General features: G+C 65.3%; 22 protein-coding genes. 15 read left to right on the top strand and 7 right to left on the bottom strand.

Annotated elements, in window-relative coordinates; genetic code table 11:
* Positions 1 to 1,233 carry a 3-methyl-2-oxobutanoate dehydrogenase (2-methylpropanoyl-transferring) subunit alpha gene (locus tag IQ16_RS21300; protein ID WP_018642593.1) on the bottom strand — a complete coding sequence of 411 codons (1,233 nt, stop codon included), beginning with the start codon at positions 1,231 to 1,233 and terminating at the stop codon, positions 1 to 3.
* Positions 1,230 to 1,550 carry a hypothetical protein gene (locus IQ16_RS21295; protein WP_018642594.1) on the bottom strand — a complete coding sequence of 107 codons (321 nt, stop codon included), beginning with the start codon at positions 1,548 to 1,550 and terminating at the stop codon, positions 1,230 to 1,232. Before IQ16_RS21295 ends, IQ16_RS21300 begins: the two co-directional genes overlap by 4 nt.
* Positions 1,551 to 1,675: 125 nt before the next feature.
* Between IQ16_RS21295 and IQ16_RS21290 the strand changes: the two genes are divergently transcribed.
* Together IQ16_RS21290 and IQ16_RS21285 are read left to right on the top strand one after the other, a co-directional pair.
* Positions 1,676 to 2,176 carry an Lrp/AsnC family transcriptional regulator gene (locus IQ16_RS21290; RefSeq protein ID WP_145831728.1) on the top strand — a complete coding sequence of 167 codons (501 nt, stop codon included), beginning with the start codon at positions 1,676 to 1,678 and terminating at the stop codon, positions 2,174 to 2,176.
* A 173-nt stretch (positions 2,177 to 2,349) separates the two neighbouring features.
* Complete coding sequence (locus IQ16_RS21285) at positions 2,350 to 3,831, top strand: aldehyde dehydrogenase family protein (protein ID WP_018642596.1); 1,482 nt, start codon at positions 2,350 to 2,352, stop codon at positions 3,829 to 3,831.
* Between the two features lie 17 nt (positions 3,832 to 3,848).
* On the opposite strand, the gene IQ16_RS21280 is transcribed toward IQ16_RS21285, so the two are convergent.
* From IQ16_RS21280 to IQ16_RS21270, 3 genes are all read right to left on the bottom strand, one after another.
* On the bottom strand, positions 3,849 to 4,148 hold the full coding sequence (locus IQ16_RS21280) for a hypothetical protein (protein WP_018642597.1): 300 nt from the start codon (positions 4,146 to 4,148) through the stop codon (positions 3,849 to 3,851).
* 167 nt (positions 4,149 to 4,315) lie between these two features.
* Complete coding sequence (locus tag IQ16_RS21275) at positions 4,316 to 4,810, bottom strand: flavin reductase family protein (RefSeq protein WP_018642598.1); 495 nt, start codon at positions 4,808 to 4,810, stop codon at positions 4,316 to 4,318.
* Between the two features lie 56 nt (positions 4,811 to 4,866).
* Complete coding sequence (locus tag IQ16_RS21270) at positions 4,867 to 5,949, bottom strand: LLM class flavin-dependent oxidoreductase (RefSeq protein WP_018642599.1); 1,083 nt, start codon at positions 5,947 to 5,949, stop codon at positions 4,867 to 4,869.
* 121 nt (positions 5,950 to 6,070) lie between these two features.
* Here IQ16_RS21270 and IQ16_RS21265 point away from each other — a divergent pair, with 121 nt between their 5' ends.
* Entirely contained in the window at positions 6,071 to 6,988 is a 918-nt protein-coding gene (locus tag IQ16_RS21265; protein WP_026311928.1) for a LysR family transcriptional regulator, read from the top strand.
* A gap of 12 nt (positions 6,989 to 7,000) precedes the next feature.
* On the opposite strand, the gene IQ16_RS21260 is transcribed toward IQ16_RS21265, so the two are convergent.
* The gene (locus IQ16_RS21260; RefSeq protein WP_018642601.1) at positions 7,001 to 7,885 is read right to left on the bottom strand and encodes an SMP-30/gluconolactonase/LRE family protein; all 885 of its coding nucleotides are present in this window, start codon (positions 7,883 to 7,885) and stop codon (positions 7,001 to 7,003) included.
* Positions 7,886 to 7,984: 99 nt separating this feature from the next.
* Here IQ16_RS21260 and IQ16_RS21255 point away from each other — a divergent pair, with 99 nt between their 5' ends.
* Positions 7,985 to 8,659 carry a TetR/AcrR family transcriptional regulator gene (locus tag IQ16_RS21255; RefSeq protein WP_026311929.1) on the top strand — a complete coding sequence of 225 codons (675 nt, stop codon included), beginning with the start codon at positions 7,985 to 7,987 and terminating at the stop codon, positions 8,657 to 8,659.
* Between the two features lie 19 nt (positions 8,660 to 8,678).
* Here the strand turns inward: IQ16_RS21255 and IQ16_RS21250 are convergent, their stop codons facing one another.
* On the bottom strand, positions 8,679 to 9,656 hold the full coding sequence (locus IQ16_RS21250; protein WP_018642603.1) for a tripartite tricarboxylate transporter substrate binding protein: 978 nt from the start codon (positions 9,654 to 9,656) through the stop codon (positions 8,679 to 8,681).
* Positions 9,657 to 9,846: 190 nt separating this feature from the next.
* Here IQ16_RS21250 and IQ16_RS21245 point away from each other — a divergent pair, with 190 nt between their 5' ends.
* The 11 genes from IQ16_RS21245 to IQ16_RS21195 all read left to right on the top strand — a co-directional run bounded on the left by IQ16_RS21245 (position 9,847) and on the right by IQ16_RS21195 (position 21,875).
* On the top strand, positions 9,847 to 10,617 hold the full coding sequence (locus IQ16_RS21245) for an enoyl-CoA hydratase/isomerase family protein (protein ID WP_018642604.1): 771 nt from the start codon (positions 9,847 to 9,849) through the stop codon (positions 10,615 to 10,617).
* 1 nt (position 10,618) lies between these two features.
* The gene (locus tag IQ16_RS21240) at positions 10,619 to 12,748 is read left to right on the top strand and encodes an acetate--CoA ligase family protein (protein ID WP_020607849.1); all 2,130 of its coding nucleotides are present in this window, start codon (positions 10,619 to 10,621) and stop codon (positions 12,746 to 12,748) included.
* 62 nt (positions 12,749 to 12,810) lie between these two features.
* A complete protein-coding gene (locus tag IQ16_RS21235; protein WP_026311931.1) occupies positions 12,811 to 14,040 on the top strand; it encodes an ABC transporter substrate-binding protein in 1,230 nt (409 codons plus the stop codon).
* Positions 14,041 to 14,085: 45 nt separating this feature from the next.
* Entirely contained in the window at positions 14,086 to 15,297 is a 1,212-nt protein-coding gene (locus tag IQ16_RS21230; RefSeq protein ID WP_018642607.1) for an acyl-CoA dehydrogenase, read from the top strand.
* Entirely contained in the window at positions 15,294 to 16,067 is a 774-nt protein-coding gene (locus IQ16_RS21225; RefSeq protein ID WP_018642608.1) for an SDR family NAD(P)-dependent oxidoreductase, read from the top strand. Before IQ16_RS21230 ends, IQ16_RS21225 begins: the two co-directional genes overlap by 4 nt.
* Before the next feature lie 36 nt (positions 16,068 to 16,103).
* On the top strand, positions 16,104 to 17,132 hold the full coding sequence (locus IQ16_RS21220; protein ID WP_018642609.1) for an acyl-CoA dehydrogenase family protein: 1,029 nt from the start codon (positions 16,104 to 16,106) through the stop codon (positions 17,130 to 17,132).
* 11 nt (positions 17,133 to 17,143) lie between these two features.
* Positions 17,144 to 17,917, top strand: a complete 774-nt coding sequence (locus IQ16_RS21215) for an SDR family NAD(P)-dependent oxidoreductase (protein WP_018642610.1) — start codon at positions 17,144 to 17,146, stop codon at positions 17,915 to 17,917.
* Positions 17,918 to 17,930: 13 nt separating this feature from the next.
* On the top strand, positions 17,931 to 18,722 hold the full coding sequence (locus IQ16_RS21210; protein WP_018642611.1) for a carboxymuconolactone decarboxylase family protein: 792 nt from the start codon (positions 17,931 to 17,933) through the stop codon (positions 18,720 to 18,722).
* Positions 18,719 to 19,186 (top strand): tripartite tricarboxylate transporter TctB family protein, encoded by a 468-nt coding sequence (locus IQ16_RS21205; RefSeq protein ID WP_080648042.1) that lies wholly within the window; start codon positions 18,719 to 18,721, stop codon positions 19,184 to 19,186. The genes IQ16_RS21210 and IQ16_RS21205 overlap by 4 nt, the downstream gene beginning before the upstream one ends.
* 12 nt (positions 19,187 to 19,198) lie before the next feature.
* Complete coding sequence (locus IQ16_RS21200) at positions 19,199 to 20,698, top strand: tripartite tricarboxylate transporter permease (protein ID WP_018642613.1); 1,500 nt, start codon at positions 19,199 to 19,201, stop codon at positions 20,696 to 20,698.
* Between the two features lie 22 nt (positions 20,699 to 20,720).
* Complete coding sequence (locus IQ16_RS21195; RefSeq protein ID WP_018642614.1) at positions 20,721 to 21,875, top strand: acyl-CoA dehydrogenase family protein; 1,155 nt, start codon at positions 20,721 to 20,723, stop codon at positions 21,873 to 21,875.
* Positions 21,876 to 21,882 lie beyond the last annotated feature (7 nt).

Genomic DNA, 21,882 nt, shown 5'->3' with positions numbered 1-21,882 from the left:
TCAGACCCCGATCTGCTGGCGCTGGCGGCGCAGATGCGGCGGCAGCTCGGCATAGACGTCCTCGAAGATGTCGCGCGCCGAGGGTTTGCCGCCGGAATGCAGGGTGCCGAATGCCTCGGCCTCCTTCTGCGCGGCGATGACGGTGGCAAGAATCTCGGCCTCGGTCTGCTTGTGGCGCTCTTCCGACCAGGCGCCGGCCGCGATGAGATGCTGCTTGAGCCGGATCACGGGATCGCCCAGCGGCCACTCCTCGGATTCGTGCTTCGGCCGGTAGGCGGAAGGATCATCCGACGTCGAATGCGCGCCGGCGCGGTAAGTGACGTATTCGATCAGTGTTGGCCCGAGGTTGAGCCGCGCCCGCTCGATCGCCCATTTTGCGACGGCATAGGTCGCAAGATAGTCGTTGCCGTCGACCCTGAGCGCGGGGATGCCGAAGCCGAGGCCGCGCGCTGCGAAGGTGCCCGAGCCGCCACGCGCGATGCCCTGGAAGGTCGAGATGGCCCACTGATTGTTGACCACGTTGAGGACGACCGGCGCCTTGTAGGTCGAGGCGAAGACAAGCGCCGCATGGAAATCCGACTCCGCCGTCGAGCCGTCGCCGATCCAGGCGGCGGCAATGCGGTTGTCGCGCTTGATCGCCGACGCCATGGCCCAGCCGACCGCCTGGACGAACTGCGTGGCGAGGTTGCCCGAAATCGAAAAGAAGCCGTGTTTTTTCGAAGAGTACATCACGGGCAGTTGCCGGCCCTTCAGCGGATCATGCTCATTGGAATAGATCTGGCACATCATATCGACGAGCGGGTAGTCATGCGCGATCAGCAGGCCGGCCTGGCGATAGGTCGGGAAGTTCATGTCGTCGGGGCCGAGCGCGATGCGGAAGGCGCAGCTCACCGCTTCCTCGCCGGTGTGCTGCATGTAGAAAGACGTCTTCCCCTGTCGTTGCGCCATCTGCATCCGCGCGTCGAACGTCCGCAGGGTCATCATGTGGCGCAGGCCGGCGACCAGCTCGTCCTGGGAGAGGTCCGGCACCCATGGCCCGATTGCCCGGCCCTCGTGATTGAGCACGCGGATGATCGAGTAGGCGAGATCACGAATCTCCTCAGGGAGCACGTCGACCGGTGGACGCCGGACCGAGCCTGCCTTCGGAATCGAGACGCCGGAGAAATCCGGCTTGCCTCCCGGTCGGCTTGCAGGCTCCGGAACGTGAAAATGAAGGGGCGTGGGGCTGGTCATGGGAGCATCCGCTCGTCTGCGGGGTGTGACGCGGCAACACCCGGTTGATCGGACTGTTCGCGCGAAAGCTCCGCGATGCGAAGGTCCGTGATCGCCGGGTGCCGTGACAGCCGTTCCGCAAGGTCCGCGCAATCGGCCGACGGCTGGACTTCAAGAACCATCCGTATGGTTCGGTTCCCGTCGGAGCGCGTGGTCATCGAGATCTGGTCGAGGCCGAAGCCGAATCGGCCCGCGTCGAGGACAAGTCGGACGATGCCGTCAAAAGGGTCGGACGTGGTGGCCGTCACGCTGACGCTGCGGCGCTGTTGAGGTTGCATGTCAGGTTCTCTCGCGGCACAATGATAATCTCTTCATTCGCAAAGATTTCCCAAAATTCCGACGGATCGGCCGAAATTTCGGGATATTTTCCCGTAATATGACTAAGATACAGAAGGAACATCCGATGCCTGCCAAGCGCGGCCCCGTCGAGGAGCTCGATCAGCTCGATCGCCGCATTCTCTCGGCTCTGAGCGAGAACGGCCGCCTGACGACGAGCGCGCTGGCGGAGCAGGTCGGGCTCTCGAGCTCGCCATGCTGGACCAGGGTGAAGCGCCTGGAGGAAAACGGCGCGATCGAGAAATACGTCGCGGTGCTCAATCACGCCAATCTTGGCTACAACAACGTCGCCTTCGTCGAGATCACGCTGGACAAGCACGACGAGAAGGTGCTCGAGCGCTTCGGCACCGCACTGTCGCGAATTCCGGAGGTGATGGAAGCCTATCTGGTGACCGGCGAATACGATTATCTCATCAAGGTCGTCGTGCAGGACACCGATCACTACGAGCGCTTCCTGCGACAGGCGTTGTACAGGATACCGGGCATCCGGCAGTCGCGAACGACGTTCGGCCTGCGCACGCTGAAGCGCCAGATCTCGATCGATCCTTCCAAGGCCGGTCAGCCCTGACATTCGCCATGACGCCCGCTCCCATGTTCGACCCGAAGACCGCGGAGCATCAGAATGCAGTCCCCGCCATCGTTGCGGACCCTGCCCGAGGCGAAGAATAACAGCTATGAAAGCGCGAAATCAAACGGCGGCGGGGCATCCATCCTCGCCTCCGTCGAGACAGGAGTACTTCGATGACGAAAGCTGAGATCCGATTTCCGGTCGACGGCCGAACCCGAAAGATGTTCGTCGACGGCGCCTGGGTGGAAGCCCGCTCGGGCAAGGTCTTCGAGACGCGCAATCCGGCGACCGGCGACGTCATCGGTCGAGTCCCGCGCGGCGAGGCGGCCGATATCAACGCTGCGGTCGCCGCGGCCCGTCGCGCCTTCGTGGGACCATGGAGCCGTTTCAAGCCGTTCGAGCGGCAGGCGCTGCTGCTGCGTGTCGCCGACCTGTTCGAGAAACACTGGGAGGAGATCAGCCAGTCCGATACGGCCGACATGGGAATGCCGATCGTCCGGACGCGGGCGAACAAGCTCCGCGTGATCGGCATGCTGCGCTACTACGCCGGCATGGCGACCGCGCTCCACGGGCAGACCATCGATAACTCGCTGCCGGGGGATATCGTCTCGTTCACGCGGAAGGAGCCCATCGGCGTGGTTGGCGCCATCATTCCGTGGAATGCACCGACGGCCGCATCGGTCTGGAAGATCGGACCTGCGCTCGCGACCGGCTGCACGATCGTGCTCAAGCCGTCGGAAGAGGCACCGCTGACGCCGCTGCTGATCGCGGATCTGATGAACGAGGCCGGCGTGCCGCCCGGCGTCGTCAACGTGGTGACCGGAACCGGGCCTGAGGCCGGCGCGCCTCTGGCCGAGCATCCCGGTGTCGACAAGATCGTCTTCACCGGCTCCACCGCGACCGGCCAGGCGATCATTCGCGCGTCGGCCGGCAACCTCAAGCGGGTGTCTCTCGAGCTTGGCGGAAAATCACCGGTCATCGTCTGCGCCGATGCCGATCTCGACAAGGCCGTGCCTATTGCCGCGATGGCCGCGTTCGCCAATTCGGGCCAGATCTGCATCGCCGGCTCGCGCCTGTTCGTGGAGCGTAAAATCCACGATGAATTGGTCGAACGGCTCGGCAAGTTCGCCTCCGCGCTGAAGATCGGCGATGGCGCGGATCCGGCGACGGAGATCGGGCCTCTCGTCTCCCAGCGACAACTCGACAAGGTGGAGGGCTTCCTGCAAAGCGGGCGCGACGAAGGCGCAAAGGTCGTGGCCGGCGGACGGCGCGCAAAGGAGGGCAGTCTTGCGAAGGGCAACTTCGTCGAGCCGACCGTGTTCGCCGGCGTCTCCGACGACATGCAGATTGCCCGTGACGAGATCTTCGGCCCGGTCATTTCCGCTTTGCCGTTCGACACCCTCGACGAGGCCGTGGAAAGAGCCAACGCGACGCCGTACGGGCTCGCGGCAGGTGTCTTCACGCGCGACGTGAGCAAGGCGCACGTGATCTCGCGCAGCCTCCGTGCAGGGTCGGTGTGGGTGAACACCTATCACGCAATCGATCCCGCAATGCCGTTCGGCGGCTACAAGATGAGCGGATATGGCCGCGAGGGGGGCACCGAGCAGCTCGACGAATACCTGCAAACGAAGGGTGTCTGGATCAAGCTGGACTGACTTTGGGACGACTGCGATTAGGGCACTCGTTCGATATGTGCGCGGATCGCCTGTCGTTCGGCATCGATCCAGCCATGCTCGCGGGCCTTGGCCACCATCACCGCGTAGTCCTGGTCCCAGCTTGCATCGTCGGGACGGCCCGGCAGGGTCGGGACCAGATCGATCGAGACGAGCGCATTGCGATCGTCAAGAAGCGTAATGCCATTCCAGCTCTGTGTGTCCGTGCGGACATCGGCGCGCAGCACCAGCTTGAACTTTCTGAAGTCGGATGGCTCTGTCAGACGGACGGCGCCGCCGTCCAGGCATTCGATGATCACGACGCGGCTCCTTCTCGCGCTTACGGCCTGCTGGGTGATGACAGCAGGATCGCCACAAAGGATGCGGCTAAAGCATGATCCGGAAAAGTGCGAAGCGGTTTTCCGGAAAGATATGCGTAGACAACAACCTGAAGCGCGATGACGCTCCATCCAAATCTCATCGCGCTTTAGGCTTGCGGCAGCGCGCGCAGTGCGCCCTGGAAATTGACGAGGGGATCGCCGTTGCCGCCGCAGGTGGCCACGATCCTGCCGATGAAGAGACCGTGCGTGCCTACCACCTGGTGATGGTGGAGCACGCATTCCAGTGCGCCGATCGCCGGTCCGAGCAGCGGCACATCGAGAATGCCTTGCTCCCATGGCGCCGTCGCGAAGCGGTCGATGCCCTTGGCGCCGCCGGCGAAACGCAGTGCCAGATCCTCCTGCCCGCTGCCGAGCAGACTGATCCCGAAGCGACCGTTGGCGAGGATGGCGGCGTGCGTTTCGGAGCTTGAATTGACGCCGACGAGAAGGCAGGGCGGGTCCATGCACAGCGAGGTGACGGAGCTGACCGTCAGCCCGCGCCGTGTGGTTTCCGTTCCCGTCGCCACGATGGCGACGCCACTCGCGAGGTTGCGCATGGCCAGCCGGAATTCGGCGGCTTCGACCGAGCGGAAATCGGTCATTTGAGACATCTGACATCCCATGACGTGCCTCCGAACCTCGCGCTCGCCGGTTGCGCTTACGCCGAGACCGCTTCGCTTGCGACCTTGCCGCGGCCGGATTTCAGTTCTTTTCGGATCGCGGGAATGATCCTGCTGCCCCACAGTTCGATCTGGCGCAGCATCGTGCGCTGATCGAAATCGCCGAGCTGGGTCTGCAGCGCGATGTGGGTCGGCTTGAGGATGCTGATCTCCTCCAGCATGCGGTCGATCACCTGGTTGACGCTGCCGACGGGCAGGTTCTTCCGCATCGTCTCCAGGCTCATGTCGTTCGGGCCCGCCTCTTCCTTGATCAGGTAGCCGTCGTCGCTCTGGGCGCGCCGGAATTTCAGGCTTTCGGACAGCCGGCGCTGGAAGCGCGCGTTGTCCAGATACGACTGGATCTCGCTGTCATTGTCGCTGGCATAGGCGCAGCGCAGGAAGCCGAGGCGCGTGTCGTCGATGGAGCGTCCTTCCGTCGCCGCGATCGCCTCGAGACGTTCCCGCAGGGCCTTGATCGCGTCGAGCCCGTTCAAGAGCGCGGTGACGAACAGGTTGTGATTGTCGCGAATGGCGCGGCCGAGCGTCTCGCCATGGCCGGACGTGACCCAGATCGGCGGCATCGGCTTCTGCACCGTGCGCACGGCGATGGCGGTCGGCGGCATCTTCAGATGCTCGCCGGAATAGGAGAAGATCCGCTGCTGCATGCCGGCGTGAAGCACGTCGTAGAATTCGGCGAACAGTGCATGCGAATGGTCGAGGTCCACGCCGAAGCGGTCGAACTCGAACTTCTGATAGCCGGAGCCGATGCCGAGATCGAGGCGTCCGTTCGAGACCGTATCGGCAAAGCCGATTTCGCCGAGCAGCCGCGCCGGATTGTACAGCGGCAGCACGCAGACGGCCGTGCCGAGGCGAATGCGCTTGGTCAGGCCGGCGCAATGCGCCACCATCATCAGCGGCGAGGGGCACAGGCTGTAGTTGTTGAAATGGTGCTCGGCGTACCAGGCCGTATCGAAGCCCGCGTGCTCGGCGATAACCGTCTGCTCGACGGCGTTGTTGATGACCTGCTGCGAGGTTTGGTGATAACCGCGCTGCTGCGCCAGAATGAATACGCCGAATTCCATTGGTTGCGTCCTCCACCTCATCGGTCGCTGTTGCGACGCGTTCTCATCAGGCTAGGGGCTTGAGCTTTTTCGAACAATTGACGTATTCTGAGCATGTCCTTTGCAGAATCTGAAAAGATCGATGAACCGCCTCCAGGCCATGGAATTGTTCGTCAGCGCCGTCCGTGAGGGCAGCTTCTCGGCCGCCGGGCGCCGCGTCGGGCTCTCGCCGGCGTCGGTTTCCCGCTATATCGGTGAGCTCGAGGCGCAGCTCGGCGTGCAGCTTCTGAACCGCAGCACGCGCCATCTCGGATTGACCGATGCCGGCAAGATCTTCTTCCAGCGCACCGAGCAGGTGCTGCACGGCATCGAGGATGCCGAAGCCGCCGCGCTCGCGCTGCAGACCGCGCCCCGCGGAACACTGCGGGTGCACTCGCGGACGCTGTTCGGCATCAAGGTGCTCTCGCCGCTGATCCCGGGCTTTCAGAAGCTCTATCCGGAGCTGAAAGTGGAGCTGCGCCTGTCCGAGCGGCGCCCCCAGCTTCGCGAAGATGAATTCGACGTCGACTTCCAGATCCAGGCGGCGAAAGACCCGGCCCTCATGCAGCGAAGGCTGCTGAGGAGCGAGCGGATTCTCGTGGCTTCACCGGACTATGTCGCCCGGATGCCGAAATTGCGCGAACCGGAGGACATCACCCGCCACCATTGCCTGACCTACTGGATGGGTCCGGACGACGTGGTCTGGAAGTTCATGCACAGGAACAGGCTGCGTGAGATCGTGGTGCCGTCGTCCTTCAGCAGCAACAACGGGGTGGTGCTTTGCGATCTCGCCGCGGGCGGGCACGGCATCGCCCTGCTGGATGATTACACCGTGGCGGAGGAGTTGAAGCGTGGCCGCCTGATACGGCTGCTGCCGGGCTTCCGGGTGACGAATTCCACCTTCGACGAGGGCATGTATGCGACGTTTCTCCAGAGCAGTTATCTGCCGGAGAAGATCAGGGTGTTCGTGGACTACATGGCGGAGCACGTGCCGAAGCAGGTCAAGAGATCGGCGCGGTAGCCGCGCGGCCAGTCAGCCCGCGCCAAATCTGTGTGCCGGCAGGCCGCGAACGCCGAGGGCTTCGACGGCGAACAGGCCGCCGGCATCGGGATGATCGTCCCTGAGAGCATGACTGCGCGAGATCGATGTGACGTAGAGTACATCGAGATCGCGTCCGCCGAAGCACACGCTGGTCGGATGACGGACCGGCATGTCGATCGTCCGCACGATCCTTCCGTCCGGTGCAAACCGCGCGATCTTGCCGATACGCACGAGCACGGACCAGAGATGACCGTCCGCATCGACCGTTGCGCCGTCGCAGCCGGACCCTTGCGCTTCCGTGTCGACGAAGACGCGCTTGTTCGCGAGGGGGCCGTCCGCGCTGTAGTCATAGGCCCAGATGATCCGCCTCGCGCTGTCGGCGATGTAGAAGGTCCGGCCGTCCGGGCTGAAGCACGGTCCGTTGCTCACGGCGAGGTCCGTCTCCAGCAGCTCCAGCGTGTCCTTTGCGTCCAGCCGGTAGAGGCCGCCGAGCGGCGCCTCATCGGGAGCACGATCGCCGTGCATCGTACCTGCGAGGAAGTTGCCCTGGGGATCGGCCTTGCCGTCGTTCAGCCGCACCTTCGGGTGGTCGAGGCCGATCGATGGGCCTTCCGTCAGCGCGCGCCTGTCGAAATCGTAAGCCGCAAATCCGTTGCGCAGGGCCAGGACCGTGCCGCCGTCGCCTCGCAGCGCCAGCGAGCCGATCGGCGCGGGCACGCTGAACTGCTCGGTCGCGCCGGTCGCGGGGGCTAGCGCGTGGATCAATCCGGCCAGAGAGTCGATCCAGTAGAGGCGCTGCCGGCGCTCGTCCCACACCGGACTCTCGCCGAGCAGGTCCCTGGTGACGCCGAGGCGCCTGATGCGGGCTGCGCTCATGGTTCCTTCCGCGGGAATCGCCGGGCTTGACCGATCGGTCGGTGAAAACCTAGTTTCATTCTAAAGACTCTTCTGGCTGACGAATGGATTGCGGAGTTCATGACTGAACTGTCAACGATGAAGGACGGCGTTGCGAACCAGGCCGAGGCCTCGGACCGCGTGCTGCAGATCCTCGCCGAGGCCGGCAGGCTGTTCGCCAGCAAGGGCTTCGAGGGCACTTCGATGCGCGACATCGCGCTCGCCTGCGGCATCTCCAAGTCGCTGCTCTATCATCACTTCTCCAACAAGGACGAGATCTACGCGCGTGTCGCGGTCGGCTCGACCCTCGAGCTCTATCTGTTCGTGCGCGACCGGATTCCCGACGGGCCGCCGTCGCAGAAGATCCGCGCGTTCATGGTCGCCACAGCGGAGTATTTCCGCCGCTACCGCTGGGCCTGGATCGCCTCGACGACCGCGTTCTGGAACGACCCCGATCGCCAGCGGCACAAGGAGCGGCTGACGCGCCGCGACCGCTTCGAAAACTTCCTGCGCGGCCTGATCCAGGAGGCCATCGATGCCGGCGAGATCCGCAAGGTCGATGTTCCCATGACCGGCCGGCTGATCCTGTCCTCGCTCAACTGGATGCATCGCTGGTACAATCCCAACAAGTCCGCGACACCCGAGCAGATCGCGGAGATCTTCTTCGACATGATCTTCAACGGCCTGCGCAGCGGCGAGCTTGTCGAACTTCCGGCGACGGAGCCGCCCAAGGCCGGCCGGCGCAAATCGCGCTGACCGGGCGGGCGGCGGCCTCTCATTCCAGAACGATGTTCTGCGCCTTGATCACCGGCCCCCAGAGCGCCGCGTCCTTGGTCAACTGGGCGTCGAGCCGTTCCGGTGCGCCGGTGTCGACCATCAGGCCGTCGGTCTCGAGCTGCTTTGCGATTTCCGGCTTCTGCATCGCGGCGTTGGCCGCCGCGTTCAGCCGCGCGATAACGTCGCGCGGCGTGCCCGCGGGCGCGTGCAGGGCGGTCCAGAACGAGGCCGTGAGGTCGGGATAGCCGGCTTCGGCCAGCGTCGGTGCCTCTGGAAGGCTCGCCATGCGCTTTTCGGAGGAGACCGCGAGGATGCGGAGCTGACCGCCGCGCGCATGCTCGATCACGGCGGCGGGCGTTGCGAAATTGAGATCGCACTCCCCCGACAGCGTCTCCATGATGGAGGCCGGATTGTTGCGATAGGCAACCTCGGTGACGGCAAATCCCATCGACTTGCCCATCATGATCCCGAACAAATGCGTGACGCTGCCCGGACCGAGCGTGGCGTAGAACAGCGGCTTGTCGCGGCCCTTGGCGTAGGCGACGAAGCTTTTGACGTCGGTGGCTGGCGTCCGCGCGTTCACGGTCAGTGACAGCGGCCCGTTGCAGAGCATGGCGACGGAGGCGAAGTCCTCGAGCTTGTAGGGCAGGTTCTTGCGCAGCAGGACGTTCAGCGAAATCGGGCCAGTGCCGCCGGCCAAGAGAACCGATCCGTCCTTCGGCGCGCGCGCGACGTATTGCGATCCGACGATGCCGTTGGCGCCCGGCTTGTTGTCGACCAGGACCGGCTGGTCGAGGTTTTCCGCCATGGCCTTTGCGATCGAGCGCATCAGGCCGTCGATTGAGCCGCCCGGCGCATAGGGCACGATGATGAAGATCTGCGACGCGCGCGCCCGGACGATGGCGGGCGCGCCAAGCGGCGCGGCGAGAGCACCGGCGATCAGAGCTGTCGCCTGGCGTCGGCTGATCCTGGGCATGGAAATCCTCCTCAAGCTCATTCTTGTTTGCCGTGAAATCTATCGGCTGACCGATCGGTCGGTCAATAGATGAGCAGCAGGATATTGCAAGTGGAAGTGGTTGGTGTTATCAGCGCAGAAAGCTGACCGATCGGTCAGGCCGGTCAGGACGGCCGCAAGCAATACGAACAGAAGCCAAAGGAGGAAGCCCATGTCAGGAGATATCGTCACCCTCGAAGTGTCCGATAACATTGCGCTGGTGACGCTGAACCGGCCTCCGGTGAATGCGCTCGATCGTGCCATGCGCGACCGCATCGTCGCCGTGTTCGACGAGATTTCCGAGCGCCAGGACGTCAGGGTCGCGATCCTGACCGGCGCCGGAAAGGTGTTTTGCAGCGGCGCGGATCTGAAGGACCGGCCGGACCCGAACAAGATCGGCGCATTTCACAGCCACAACCGCATCACGCGCGAGACCGGCAACTGCATCCGCGAATGCGCGAAGCCCGTCATCGCGGCGATCAACGGCGTCGCGCTGGGCGCGGGTGTCGGCCTGATGGCCTCCTGCGACATCTTCTACGCCTGCGAGGAAGCCGTCTTCGGCATGCCCGAGATCAATGTCGGGCTCGCCGGCGGCGCTGCGATGCTGAACACATTGTTCGGCCGCTCGCTGATGCGTCGCATGTTCTTCACCGGCTATCGCGTGCCGGCCGCCGAGCTCTATCGTCTCGGCATCATCGAGGCCTGCACCACCAAGGAAAACCTGCTCCCCGAAGTGATGAAGCTCGCCCGGGAGATCGCATCTAAGAGTCCGATCGCGATGGAGTACGCCAAGAACGCGGCGAACATGGTCGAGCTGATGCCGCCGCGCGATGCCTATCGCTTCGAGCAGAACATCACGATGGCCCTGTCCAAGACTGAGGACGCGAAGGAAGCGCGCATGGCGTTCCTGGAGAAGCGCGCGCCGGTGTTCAAGGGGCGCTGAGATGCGGCCGGGAGAAGGTCTCGACGCGCTGATGTTGCCGCAATCGATCGCGGTCATCGGCGCCTCGCAGGAAGCGACCAAGATCGGCGGCCGGCCGGTCGATCTGCTGCGCCGGCACGGTTATGCGGGCCGCATCTATCCGGTCAATCCCAAGGCCGCGACGGTGCAGGGGCTCAAGGCCTACGCCTCCGTTGCGGACCTGCCGGAAGCGCCGGATCTCGCGATCATAGCGGTCGATGCGGAGCGCGCGGGCGACGCCGTGGAGCAGTGCGCCGCCCGCGGAGTCCGCAGCGTCGTCGTGTTCTCGTCGGGCTTTGCCGAGCTCGGCGCGCAGGGCCGCTCCATGCAGGAGCGGCTGCGTGTTGCTGCGCGTAACAGCGGCATGCGCCTGCTGGGGCCGAACTGCCTCGGCGCGGTCAGCATCGCCGAGAAGAGCATCGCGACGTTCTCGATCGTGCTCGAGCACGGCATGCCGGCAGCCGGTTCGCTCGGCATCGTGTCGCAGAGCGGCAATCTCGGCAGCTACACCATGCGCCTGGCCAGTGAGCGCGGCGTCGGCGTCAGCCGCTTCATCACCACCGGCAACGAGTGCGACATCGACATCGCCGACGGCATCGCCTGGATGGCGCGCGATCCCGCCACCAAGGTGATCCTGTGCTGCCTCGAGGCATGCCGCGATGCCGGCCGCCTGATCTCCGCGCTGGAAGAGGCGCGCGATGCCGGCAAGCCGGTCATTGCCATGAAGATCGGAACGTCTGAGGCAGGTCAGGCCGCAGCGGCCTCGCACACCGGTGCCATGGCCGGGTCGGATGCCGTGTTCGATGCGCTGTTTGTCCGTTGCGGCGCGGTGCGCGTGCGCAGCGTCGACGAGCTGATCGATCTCGGTCACGCCGCATCGATCCTGTTGCCGGATCGGTTGCCGAAGGGACCGGGCATCGCAATCCTCACGGCGTCGGGCGGCTTCGGCGTGCTGCTCGCGGACGCCGCGCAGTCGGTCGGGCTGACCTTGCCGGAGCTCGGCGAGGAGACGCAGCGCCAAATTCTGGAGCTGGTGCCCTTTGCTTCGGCCCGCAATCCGGTCGACGCCACCGCGCAGATGTCGAGCCGTCCTGATCTTCTGGAGAAGATCATGACTGCCGTCGTCGCGGACGAGCGCACGGACACGGTGATCCTGCCGCTGCCGTTCTCGCTGCACCTGCCGCGCCTGCGCTCCATCTACATGGACACGCTGCGCAACATGCGGGCGCAATTTCCTCGCCGTCCGATCGTCCTGTGCGTGGACGGTCCCGAGGACGCGCTGGCCGAGCTGCATGCGCTGGGCTTCCCGACTATCGCCAGCTTCGACGGATGTTGCGCAACTGTCGCCGCGCTGGTGCGGTTGCGGGCCGCGGCGCAGCGTCCGCAGGGCAAGCCTGCGGCGGTCGCGCAGGCGGCACCGCTTGCTGCCGACGCTTTTCGCCACGAGCTTGGCGCCAAGCGCGCGCTGGCCGATGCCGGGGTGCCGGTGCTGGCCGAGCGTCTCGTCCAGGATGCGGATGCGGCGGCGCGTGCCGCCACCGAGATCGGTTTTCCCGTGGTGCTGAAAATCGCCTCGCCCGATCTGCCGCACAAGACGGAGGTCGGCGGCGTGATCGTGGGCCTCGGCTCGGAAGCCGACGTCCGGCGCGCCTATGCCCAGATGCGCGATCGGGTCGCCACCAGGGCGCCCAATGCAGTGATCGACGGTGTGATCGTGGCGCCGATGGCCAAGGGCGTCGCCGAGCTGATCCTCGGCAGCCGCATCGATCCCGTGTTCGGGCCGGTGGTGATGGTCGGTCTCGGCGGCATCTTTGCGGAGATCCTGCAGGACTCCGCCGTGCAGATGGCGCCGGTCAGCGAGGCGCAGGCCATGGCGATGCTGAAATCGCTCAAGGCATTCGCGGTGCTCGACGGCGCGCGCGGGCGGCCACGCGCCGACCTCGACGCCGCGGCGCAGGCCGTTGCTGCGCTGTCGCGCTTTGCCGCCGCGCATGCCGACACGATCGCCGAAATCGACGTCAACCCGCTGCTGCTCCGCGCCAGGGGCGAGGGCGCCGTGGCGCTCGACGCGCTGCTGATCCCGCATGGAGAGCGGCCGGCCAGAGGTCACTGAACTCAACGACAAAGAGGCCGCAGAAGCAGGCCCAGAGGAAACGCAAGGAGCAGGAGGATAGAATGAGGAGATTGACGATTGCGGCGCTCGGCATGATTGCCTTGCTGTTCGCGCACGTGCCCCTGTCCGCACAGGGCATCTCGGGCGATGTCGTCAAGATCGGCATCATGAACGACCAGAACGGTCCCTATGCCGACAATTGCGGTCTTGGCTCGGTCGCGGCCGCCAAGCTCGCGGTCGCCGATTTCGGCGGAACGGTCGGCGGCAAGAAGATCGAGCTCGTCATCGCAGACGACCAGAACAAGCCAGATGTCGGCGTCGCCATCGCCATGCGCTGGGTCGACAATGAAGGTGTCGATGCCATTGTCGGCTGCTCGGCCTCCTCGATCGCGCTTGCGGTGCAGGAGATGATGAAGAACCGCAAGAAGCCCTACATGCTGGCCGGCACGGCGGGCTCGTTCTTCACCAACGACAAATGCTCGCCGATGACCACGCAATGGGTGGTCGACACCTATGCGCAGCCGAAGGCCACGGTGAAGGCGCTGCTGGCGCAGGGCGTTGACAGCTGGTTCTTCCTGACCGTCGATTACGCCTTCGGCAAGGCCTGGCAGGCCGACGCGACCAATTTCATCAAGGCCGGCGGCGGCAAGGTGGTCGGCTCGGTGCTGCATCCGCTGAATGCGTCGGATCTCTCCTCGTTCCTGCTGACGGCGCAGGCCAGCGGCGCCAAGGCGATTGCGATCGCCAATTCGGGCTCTGATTTCGCCAATACGATCAAACAGGCGCAGGAGTTCGGACTGACCAAGTCGCAGCTGCTCGTTCCGCTCGGTCTCATGATCAGCCAGACCCACGGGATCGGTCTCAAGGACCTCCAGAACGTGCGGCTGACGACGCCGTTCTACTGGGATATGACCCCGGAGAGCCGGGCCTTCGCCAAACGCTATGCCGAGGCGACGGGCGGTCAGCTGCTCAACGAGGGCAAGTCCGCCACCTACAGCGCCATCACGCACTATTTGAAGGCGGTGGCCGCGGCCGGTTCCGACGATGGCGATGCCGTGATGCGGCAGATGAAGAACACGCCGGTCAACGATTTCGAGATGAAGAACGTGAGCATCCGGGCCGACGGCCAGGTGATGCGTCCGCTCTATGTCGCGCGGATCAAGACACCGGCGGAATCCAAATACACCTACGATTATTACGAGATCACCGGCACGATCGCGCCCGAGGATGCGTGGCGGCCGGCCTCGGAGAGCGCCTGCGACCTTCTCAAAGTCGCAGTGAAGAACGAATAGCCGGCAGGACGTGACGGTACGTATGGCGAAAGCGGGAAGCAGGCGATGAGTGTACTTGAAGCGGTATCGACGCAATCCGTCGCAGGTGAGAACCTGACGGGCGAAGCCTATCGCGATGCGATGCATCGCTGGCTGCATGCCAATCTGCCTGCCAGCTTCCGCAGCGACAGCGCCGCGTTCGCGCCGCCCACGCTGCAGCAGTCGGTGGCCTGGGAGGCGGCGATGTATTGCGCCGGCCTCACCGGCATCACCTGGCCGCAGGCTTATGGCGGGCACGGCCGCTCCTTGCGCGAACATCTCATCGCCAATCAGGAGATCGGCCGGCTCGCGATGCCGGAGAGCGTCAACTCGATCGGCAAGGAGCTTGCCGGCCCGATCATCCTAGCGGTCGGTACCGAGGAGCAGAAGCGGCGTTTCCTGCCCGCGATCCTCGAGATGCGCAACACCTGGTGCCAGGGCTTTTCCGAGCCCGAAGCCGGCTCCGACCTTGCGGGCCTGCGCACGCGCGCCACGCAGAGCGGCGACGGCTGGCGGATCAACGGCCAGAAGATCTGGACCAGCGGCGCCTATCGCTCGCAGCGCTGTCTCGTGCTCGCCCGCACCGGACCGCTGGAGGATCGCCATCGCGGCCTTGCCATGTTCGCGGTGCCGCTCGATGCCAACGGTGTGCGCGTGCGCACCATCAAGTCGATCGACGGTCGCGAGAGCTTTTGCGAGGTCTTCTTCGACGAGGTCGAGGTTGCCCAGCAAGATGCGATCGGCGCGCCCGATGAGGGCTGGGCCGCGGCCATCCGCGTGCTGGAGATCGAGCGGGCGACCAACCGCATGTATCGCGCCTGGCGCTTCGAGAACGAGCTGCGCCATCTGATTTCGGCCTGCAAGACTGACACGGCGCTGTCGGCGATGGTTGCGGACCGGCACTATTCGGTCAGGCTCGGCGAGGTCGCCGTCGAGATCGAGGTGCTGAAGGCGCATGTCGAGACCGCCGTCGAGGCACTCGCGAGCGGTGACAAGATCGGAGCACGCGGCAGTCTTGCGAAGCTCTACTGGAGCGAATCGCATCAGCGCTTTGCCGCGCTCGCGATCGAATTGCTGTCGCAGGCATCGCTGCCGCAGAACCCCGCGATCAAGGTGGCCCGGCGACGGTTCGAGGCGATCTATCTCGCGGCCCGCGCCGAGACGATCTACGCCGGCACGACCGAGATCCAGCTCGGCATCATCGCCGACCGGATTCTCCAGCTGTCGCGAGGCAAATGATGACCTCCCAGGGCAAGGTCGCGGGCCTGCTGCACGGTCGTCTCGTCGTGGTGACGGGGGCCGGCCAGGGGATCGGACGTGCCATCGCGCTCGGCGTCGCCGCTGTCGGGGCGAGGGTGGTCCTGACCGATCTGCGGCAGGACCGAGCAGAGTCCGCCGCTCGCGAGATAAGGGACGGCGGCACCGAGGCGGTCGCCTGTTCCCTCGATGTGACGGATGCTCAAGCCTGTCGTGACGTGGCGAAGCGTGTCGACGAGGAGATCGGCCCCGCCGACGTTATCGTCAACAATGCCGGCATCATCATTCGGGAGTCGATCGACAGCGAGCGCGCCCACGAGAACTGGCGCCAGGTCTTCGACGTCAACGTCAACGGCACCTTCAACGTCGTTCATGCGTTCATCCCCGCGCTGCGCAAGACGCGCGGGACCATCATCAATGTTGCCTCCGCGGCGGCCTTTGGCGGCATGAATGGTGCGCTCGGCTATTCGCCGTCCAAGGGGGCGGTGAGGCTGTTCACGCAGGCGCTCGCCCGCGATCTCGCGCCTGATGGCATCCGCGTCAACGCTGTCGCGCCCGGCATCATCGCGACCGAGATGAGCGAGATCACGCGTGACGATCCGGCGCGGCTGTCCGGGCTGATGGCGCGCACGCCGATGAAGCGTGTGGGACAACCCGACGAGATCGCCGGGCCGGTGATCTTTCTGGCGTCGGCGATGGCATCCTATGTCAACGGCGTCATCCTGCCGGTCGACGGCGGTTATCTCGCCTAGTGAACGATTGGTGTTGCAAGGGTTTTAGAGAGGACGATGATGAGCATGGCCGAAGGACTTCAGCCCGACGAGTTCGCGGCAACCGCGGTACGCGCTGTGACCGCGTGCGCCGGTCTGGGCGTCCGCGAACAGGCGCAAAATCTCGCCGGTGATGGTCTGCTCGGAATCATCGCGGATGAAGAGGTCGGGGGACTGGCCCTGCCGCTCGGTTTCGCGGTGCCGGTGATCGCCGCCGCTCACTCGGGTCTGCTCGGCTTTCCGCTGCTGGAGACCATTCTCGTCGGCCGGCTGCTGCAGTCATCGCTGACGCGACTTGCCGCCGCGATCGTGTCCGGCGACAAATTGGCGACGATCGCCTGGCAGGGCGAGGCCATCGCCGAGCGGGACGGCGGGTTGTTGCTGCTGAACGGCTCGCTCGCGCGCGCTCCCAGCGCGGCGTCGGTCGACCATATCCTGGTGCGGATGAGCGGCGGCGCCGCGGCGCTGATCCCGGCCGACGCCAAAGGCGTCGTGGTGGAGGACGCGGCCGGCCTCGATCTCACCGTGCCCGAGCACGTGGTGCGGCTGGAGAAGGTCGAGGTTCCCATCGGCTCCATCCTGCCGGCCGGCACCTGGGATCTGCTCAGCTCGGATGCCAACGTGCTGCGTGCCGCGGCCATCCTGGGATCGGCCGAGGCGTGCCTGGCGCTCGCGCAGGAGCATGCCTCGACGCGCCGCCAGTTCGGCCACGCTCTGTCCTACAACCAGGCCATCCGCCATGCGCTGGCGCGCCAGAAGCTCGGCCTGGAGAGCATTCGTCACGCGATCACGCGCAGTCTGTCAAGGGATGGCGGTCCGGTGCAGCGCGATGCCGCGTTCCTGGCAGCAGTGACCTATGGCAGTTCGATCAGCGAAGGCGCGCTGCAAATCCATGGTGGCATGGGCTTCACGTGGGACGTGCCGGTGCATCGCCATCTGCGTCGCATTCGCACGCTCCAGGTCCAGGGTGATGCCAGCGGCCTGATCAGTACGTTCGGCCGCCGTTACGTATCGGAAGTCGCTCCGTTTGCCGAGGCAGGAGCGTAAGGGAGACAGCCATGACCGAAACCAGGGATCAGACGCTCGCGGGCCGCGTCGCACTCGTCACCGGCGCCGGCAACGGCATCGGGCGCGCAACCGCACTCAAGCTCGCCGCGCGCGGCGCGATCGTCGGCGTCAATGATTTGAAGCCGGAATTCGTTGGTAGCACCGTGGAGGCGATCAAGGCAGCCGGCGGCAACGCCGTTGCCGTCACGCAGGACGTCGCCAGCCGCGAGGGTATGCGGCAGGCGGTTCTGGGATTGGCGGAGAGCCAGAAGCGCTTCGACATCCTCGTCAACAACGCCGCGTGGGTGCGCTATCAATCCGTCCCGGACATCGCTCCGGAAACCGTCGATCGCATGCTCAACATCGGCTTCAAGGCGATCATCTGGGGAATCCAGGCCGCCGCGGAGGTCATGAATGCGGAGCGCGGCGGCGCCATCGTCAACGTCGCCTCGGTCGCCGGTCTGATCTCGGCCAAGAACAGCATCGTCTACAGCGGCATCAAGGCCGGCGTCATGGGCATCACGCGGGCGGCCGCTGCCGAGCTCGGCGAGCGCAACGTCCGTGTCAATGCCGTCGCGCCCTCGGCGATCCCGACCGAAGGAACCATGCGCAACCGCAACGCCGAGCTCGACGCGCGCCGCGTCGCGCGAACGCCGCTGGGCCGGCTCGGCACGGTCGACGACATTGCCAAGGCGATCTGCTTCCTCGCCGGCGACGAGGCCGGCTTCATCTCGGCGCAGGTGCTCACCGTCGATGGCGGCATCACCCTGACCAACATTGCCTGACGGGGCTATCGCGATGTCCGACCTGACGCCCGAACAGCAGGCGCTGAAGGAAGCTTATGTCAAGGCGCGCGGCTATTGGCGGCCCTGGACCGAGGGCCTGCTTCGGCTCGATCCGGTGTTCCTCGAAGCCTACGGCAAATACGGCGGCTATGCCGCAGAGAAGGGACCGCTGTCTCGCAAGATGTGCGAGCTGATCTACGTCGCGCTCGATGGATCGGCGACGCATCTGTTCCGCCCCGGCCTCGCGCTGCACCTTCGCCTCGCGCTTCAGGAGGGCGCCACGGCGCGGGAGATCATCGACGTGTTTCGCCTCGCGACGATGCAGGGGCTGGACGGCTGCAACGTCGGTATCGGCATTCTGGCCGAGGAATTGGCGAGCGCCGGCCTCCAGCCCGATTATTTCGAACTCACGAAAGAGCAGCTGGCGCTACGCGAAGCCTACGTCGCGCAATTCGGGGACTGGCCGGATTTCTGCGAGCAATGGCTGCGGAGCGATCCCGGTTATTTCGCCGTCCTGCTGGATCTCCTCGCCGACCGGTCCGCAGGCGACGGCCTCGACCGACGCTCGCAATGTCTGATCTCACTCGCGCTGAACGCCTGCTTCACCGCGCTCAATCCGCAAGGGCTGCGTGTCCAGATCAGGCGGGCGCTGCGGCTCGGCATTGAGCAGCGGGAGATTCGTCAGGTTCTCCAGATGGCCGCGCATCTCGGCGTGCATGCCTGCGCCATCGGCGTGCCGGTTCTGATGGAAGCCCTCGAGGAGCGCGCCGCTAAGGCCAGTGCAGGCGAGGGAGGACCGGAATGAAGGGATTGGCAGTCCGCAATCACAGGGCCTTTGCCTCCGGCGCCTTGTTCCTCGCCTTTGCAATCTTCTTCTTCGTGACGGCGCTGCAATACCCGGCAGGCACGGCCGCGAAGATGGGGCCGGGCTATTTCCCGCGCCTGCTCGCGATCGTGCTCGCCGCCATCGGACTTGCCGTGATGTTCGGTGCGATGAAGCCGGCCGCGGACCGGCAGGTGTTGCGCGCATGGGACCTCAAGGGCCTCGCCTGGATCACCGGGTCCGTGGTCCTGTTCGGTGCCCTCTTGTTTCCGCTCGGCCTGGTCGGCGCGCTGTTCGTCCTGATCATGGTGTCGAGCAGGGCCAGTCCCGAATTCACCTGGACCGGCGCGCTGACCAACGCGGCGGTGCTCATCGTGCTGTGCCTTGCCGTCTTCGTCTACGGTCTCGGGCTGCCATTGCCCGTCTGGCCCTCCCTTCTCAACTGAGCGAGCCGGACGATGGATCTCTTCCACAATCTGGCGATCGGCTTTGCCACGGCGGCCCAGCCCGCCAACCTGCTCTACGCCTTCTTCGGCTGCCTGCTCGGCACCTTGATCGGTGTGCTTCCCGGACTCGGTCCGCTTGCGACCATCGCGATGCTGCTGCCGATCACCTATGCGCTGCAACCGGACGCCGCGCTGATCATGCTCGCCGGCATCTACTACGGCGCGCAGTATGGCGGCTCGACCACGGCCATCGTGGTCAATCTGCCCGGCGAGTCCTCGTCCGTCGTGACCACGATCGACGGCTACCAGATGGCCAAGCAGGGCCGCGCCGGCGTGGCGCTCTCAACCGCCGCCATCGGCTCGTTCTTCGCCGGATGCGTGGCGACGCTCGCTCTTGCGGCGCTTGCGGGTCCGCTGACCGCGACCGCGCTGTTGTTCGGTCCCAAGGAATTCTTCGCGCTGATGATCCTGGGCCTGATCCTTGCTTCAGTGCTGTCGAGCGGGCCGTTCATCGAGGGCATCGGCATGGTCGTGCTCGGCATGCTCCTGAGCCTCGTCGGCACCGATTTGAACAGCGGCAGCCAGCGCTTTGCTTTCGGCATTCCCCAGCTGTTCGACGGCCTCGATTTCGTGCCGCTGGCGATGGGCATCTTCGGCTTTGCCGAGATTGTCAAGAACCTCGAGCAGGACGACAAGCTGTCGCTGGTCACCCAGAAGATCACCAATTTGTTTCCGACCCGCGACGACTTCCGTCGCATGGTGCCGGCGATGCTGCGCGGCACGACGCTCGGCACACTGCTGGGCGTCCTGCCCGGCGGCGGTGCGGTGCTGTCATCCTTTGCGTCCTACACGCTGGAGAAGAAGCTGTCGCGGCATCCCGGGCAGTTCGGCAAGGGCGCCATCGAAGGCGTTGCGGGTCCGGAGTCCGCGAACAATGCCGGCGCCCAGACCTCGTTCATCCCATTGCTGACGTTAGGGGTTCCCTCCAACGTCGTGATGGCGCTGATGGTCGGCGCCATGAACATCCACAACATCCATCCGGGCCCGGAGGTGATGACGAAGAACCCGACGCTGTTCTGGGGCTTGATCGCCTCGATGTGGGTCGGCAATCTGATGCTACTCATCCTCAACCTTCCGCTGGTCGGGCTGTGGGTGAAGCTGCTCACCATCCCCTATCGCTATCTCTTCCCCGCGATCATGGTGTTCTGCTCGATCGGCGTCTACTCCATCAACAGCGGAACGTTCGAGGTCTACGAGGCGGCCGTGTTCTGCGTGTTCGGCTACATCCTGATCAAGCTGCAATTGCCGGCGGCGCCGCTGCTGCTGGGGCTGGTCCTGGGCCCGGCGATCGAGGAGAACTTCCGCCGCGCCATGGTGCTGTCGCGGGGCGATGCCACCGTGCTGCTGACGTCGCCGATCTCGGCGAGCCTCCTGGCCGCGGCCGCCATCGCGATCATCCTGATCATGCTGCCGACGATCCGCGCGCGGCGCGAGGAAGCGCTCCAGGAATGAGTGACATCGGAAGGCTCGCGCCATGATCCGTGAACCTGCTGCCTTCGAGGCCCTGCTGGAACGCGTCCGGCGCTTCGTCCGCGACATCGCCATTCCGGCCGAGGCGCGCGTCGAAGACGGCGATGAGGTCCCGGCGGACATCGTCGCCACCATGCGCGAAGAGGGCTTCTTCGGCTGGAGCATTCCCGAGGCCTATGGCGGGGCCGGGCTCACCACCGAGGAACTCGTGCTGGCGGCGTTCGAGCTGTCGCAATGCTCGGTCGCCTTTCGCGCCCGCGTCGGCACCAACACCGGCATCGGTTCGGAGGGCATCGTCGCCGACGGGACCGAGCAGCAGAAGAAGGCCTATCTGCCGCGCCTTGCCAGCGGCGAATGGACCGGCTGTCTCGCCGTGACCGAGCCCGACGCCGGCTCGGAAGCCTCGAACGTGCGGACCACCGCTCGCCGCGAAGGCGATCATTATGTTCTCGACGGCGAGAAATGCTTCATCACCAACGCGCCCGTCGCGGACGTCTTCACGGTCACGGCGCGAACCGATCCGCAGTCTAAAGGTGCGGCGGGCGTCTCGGCCTTCATCGTCGAGCGCGGCAGTGCAGGCCTTGCGACCGGCGCGCCCTATCGCAAGATGGGGCAGGCCGGCTCGCCCGTGAGCGCGGTCTATTTCAACCGGTGCCGGGTGCCAGCGGCCAATCTGATCGGCGGCCGCGAGGGCGCCGGCTTCAAGACCATCATGAAGGTGCTGAACAAGCAGCGCATTCATCTGGCCGCGCTGTCGACCGGGCCGGCGATCCGGATGCTCGACATGGCGATCCGCCATACCAGCAGCCGCGTTCAGTTCGGCGAGCCGGTCGCGAACTACCAGCTCGTTCAGGCGATGATCGCCGATTGCCGGACGGAGATATTCGCGGCGCAGTCGATGATCCTCGAGGCCGCGCGCAAGCGCGACCGCGGCGAGGACATCGCGCTCGAAGCGTCGATGTGCAAATATTTTGCGACCGAGATGTGCGGCCGCGTGGCCGATCGCTGCGTGCAGATGTTCGGCGGCGCCGGCTATATCGCCGATCATTCGTCGATCGAGCGCTGGTACAGGGACGTCCGGCTGTTCCGGCTTTACGAGGGCACCAGCCAGATCCATCAGCTCAACATTGCGCGCCTGCTGCTGCGGGATGTGGCGTGAGCCGTCA

The sequence above is a fragment of the Bradyrhizobium huanghuaihaiense genome, assembly GCF_007830635.1.
Taxonomy (GTDB): domain Bacteria; phylum Pseudomonadota; class Alphaproteobacteria; order Rhizobiales; family Xanthobacteraceae; genus Bradyrhizobium; species Bradyrhizobium huanghuaihaiense.
Note: the sequence above shows the minus strand (reverse complement) of the source record. Positions and strands in the feature narration are given on the sequence as shown.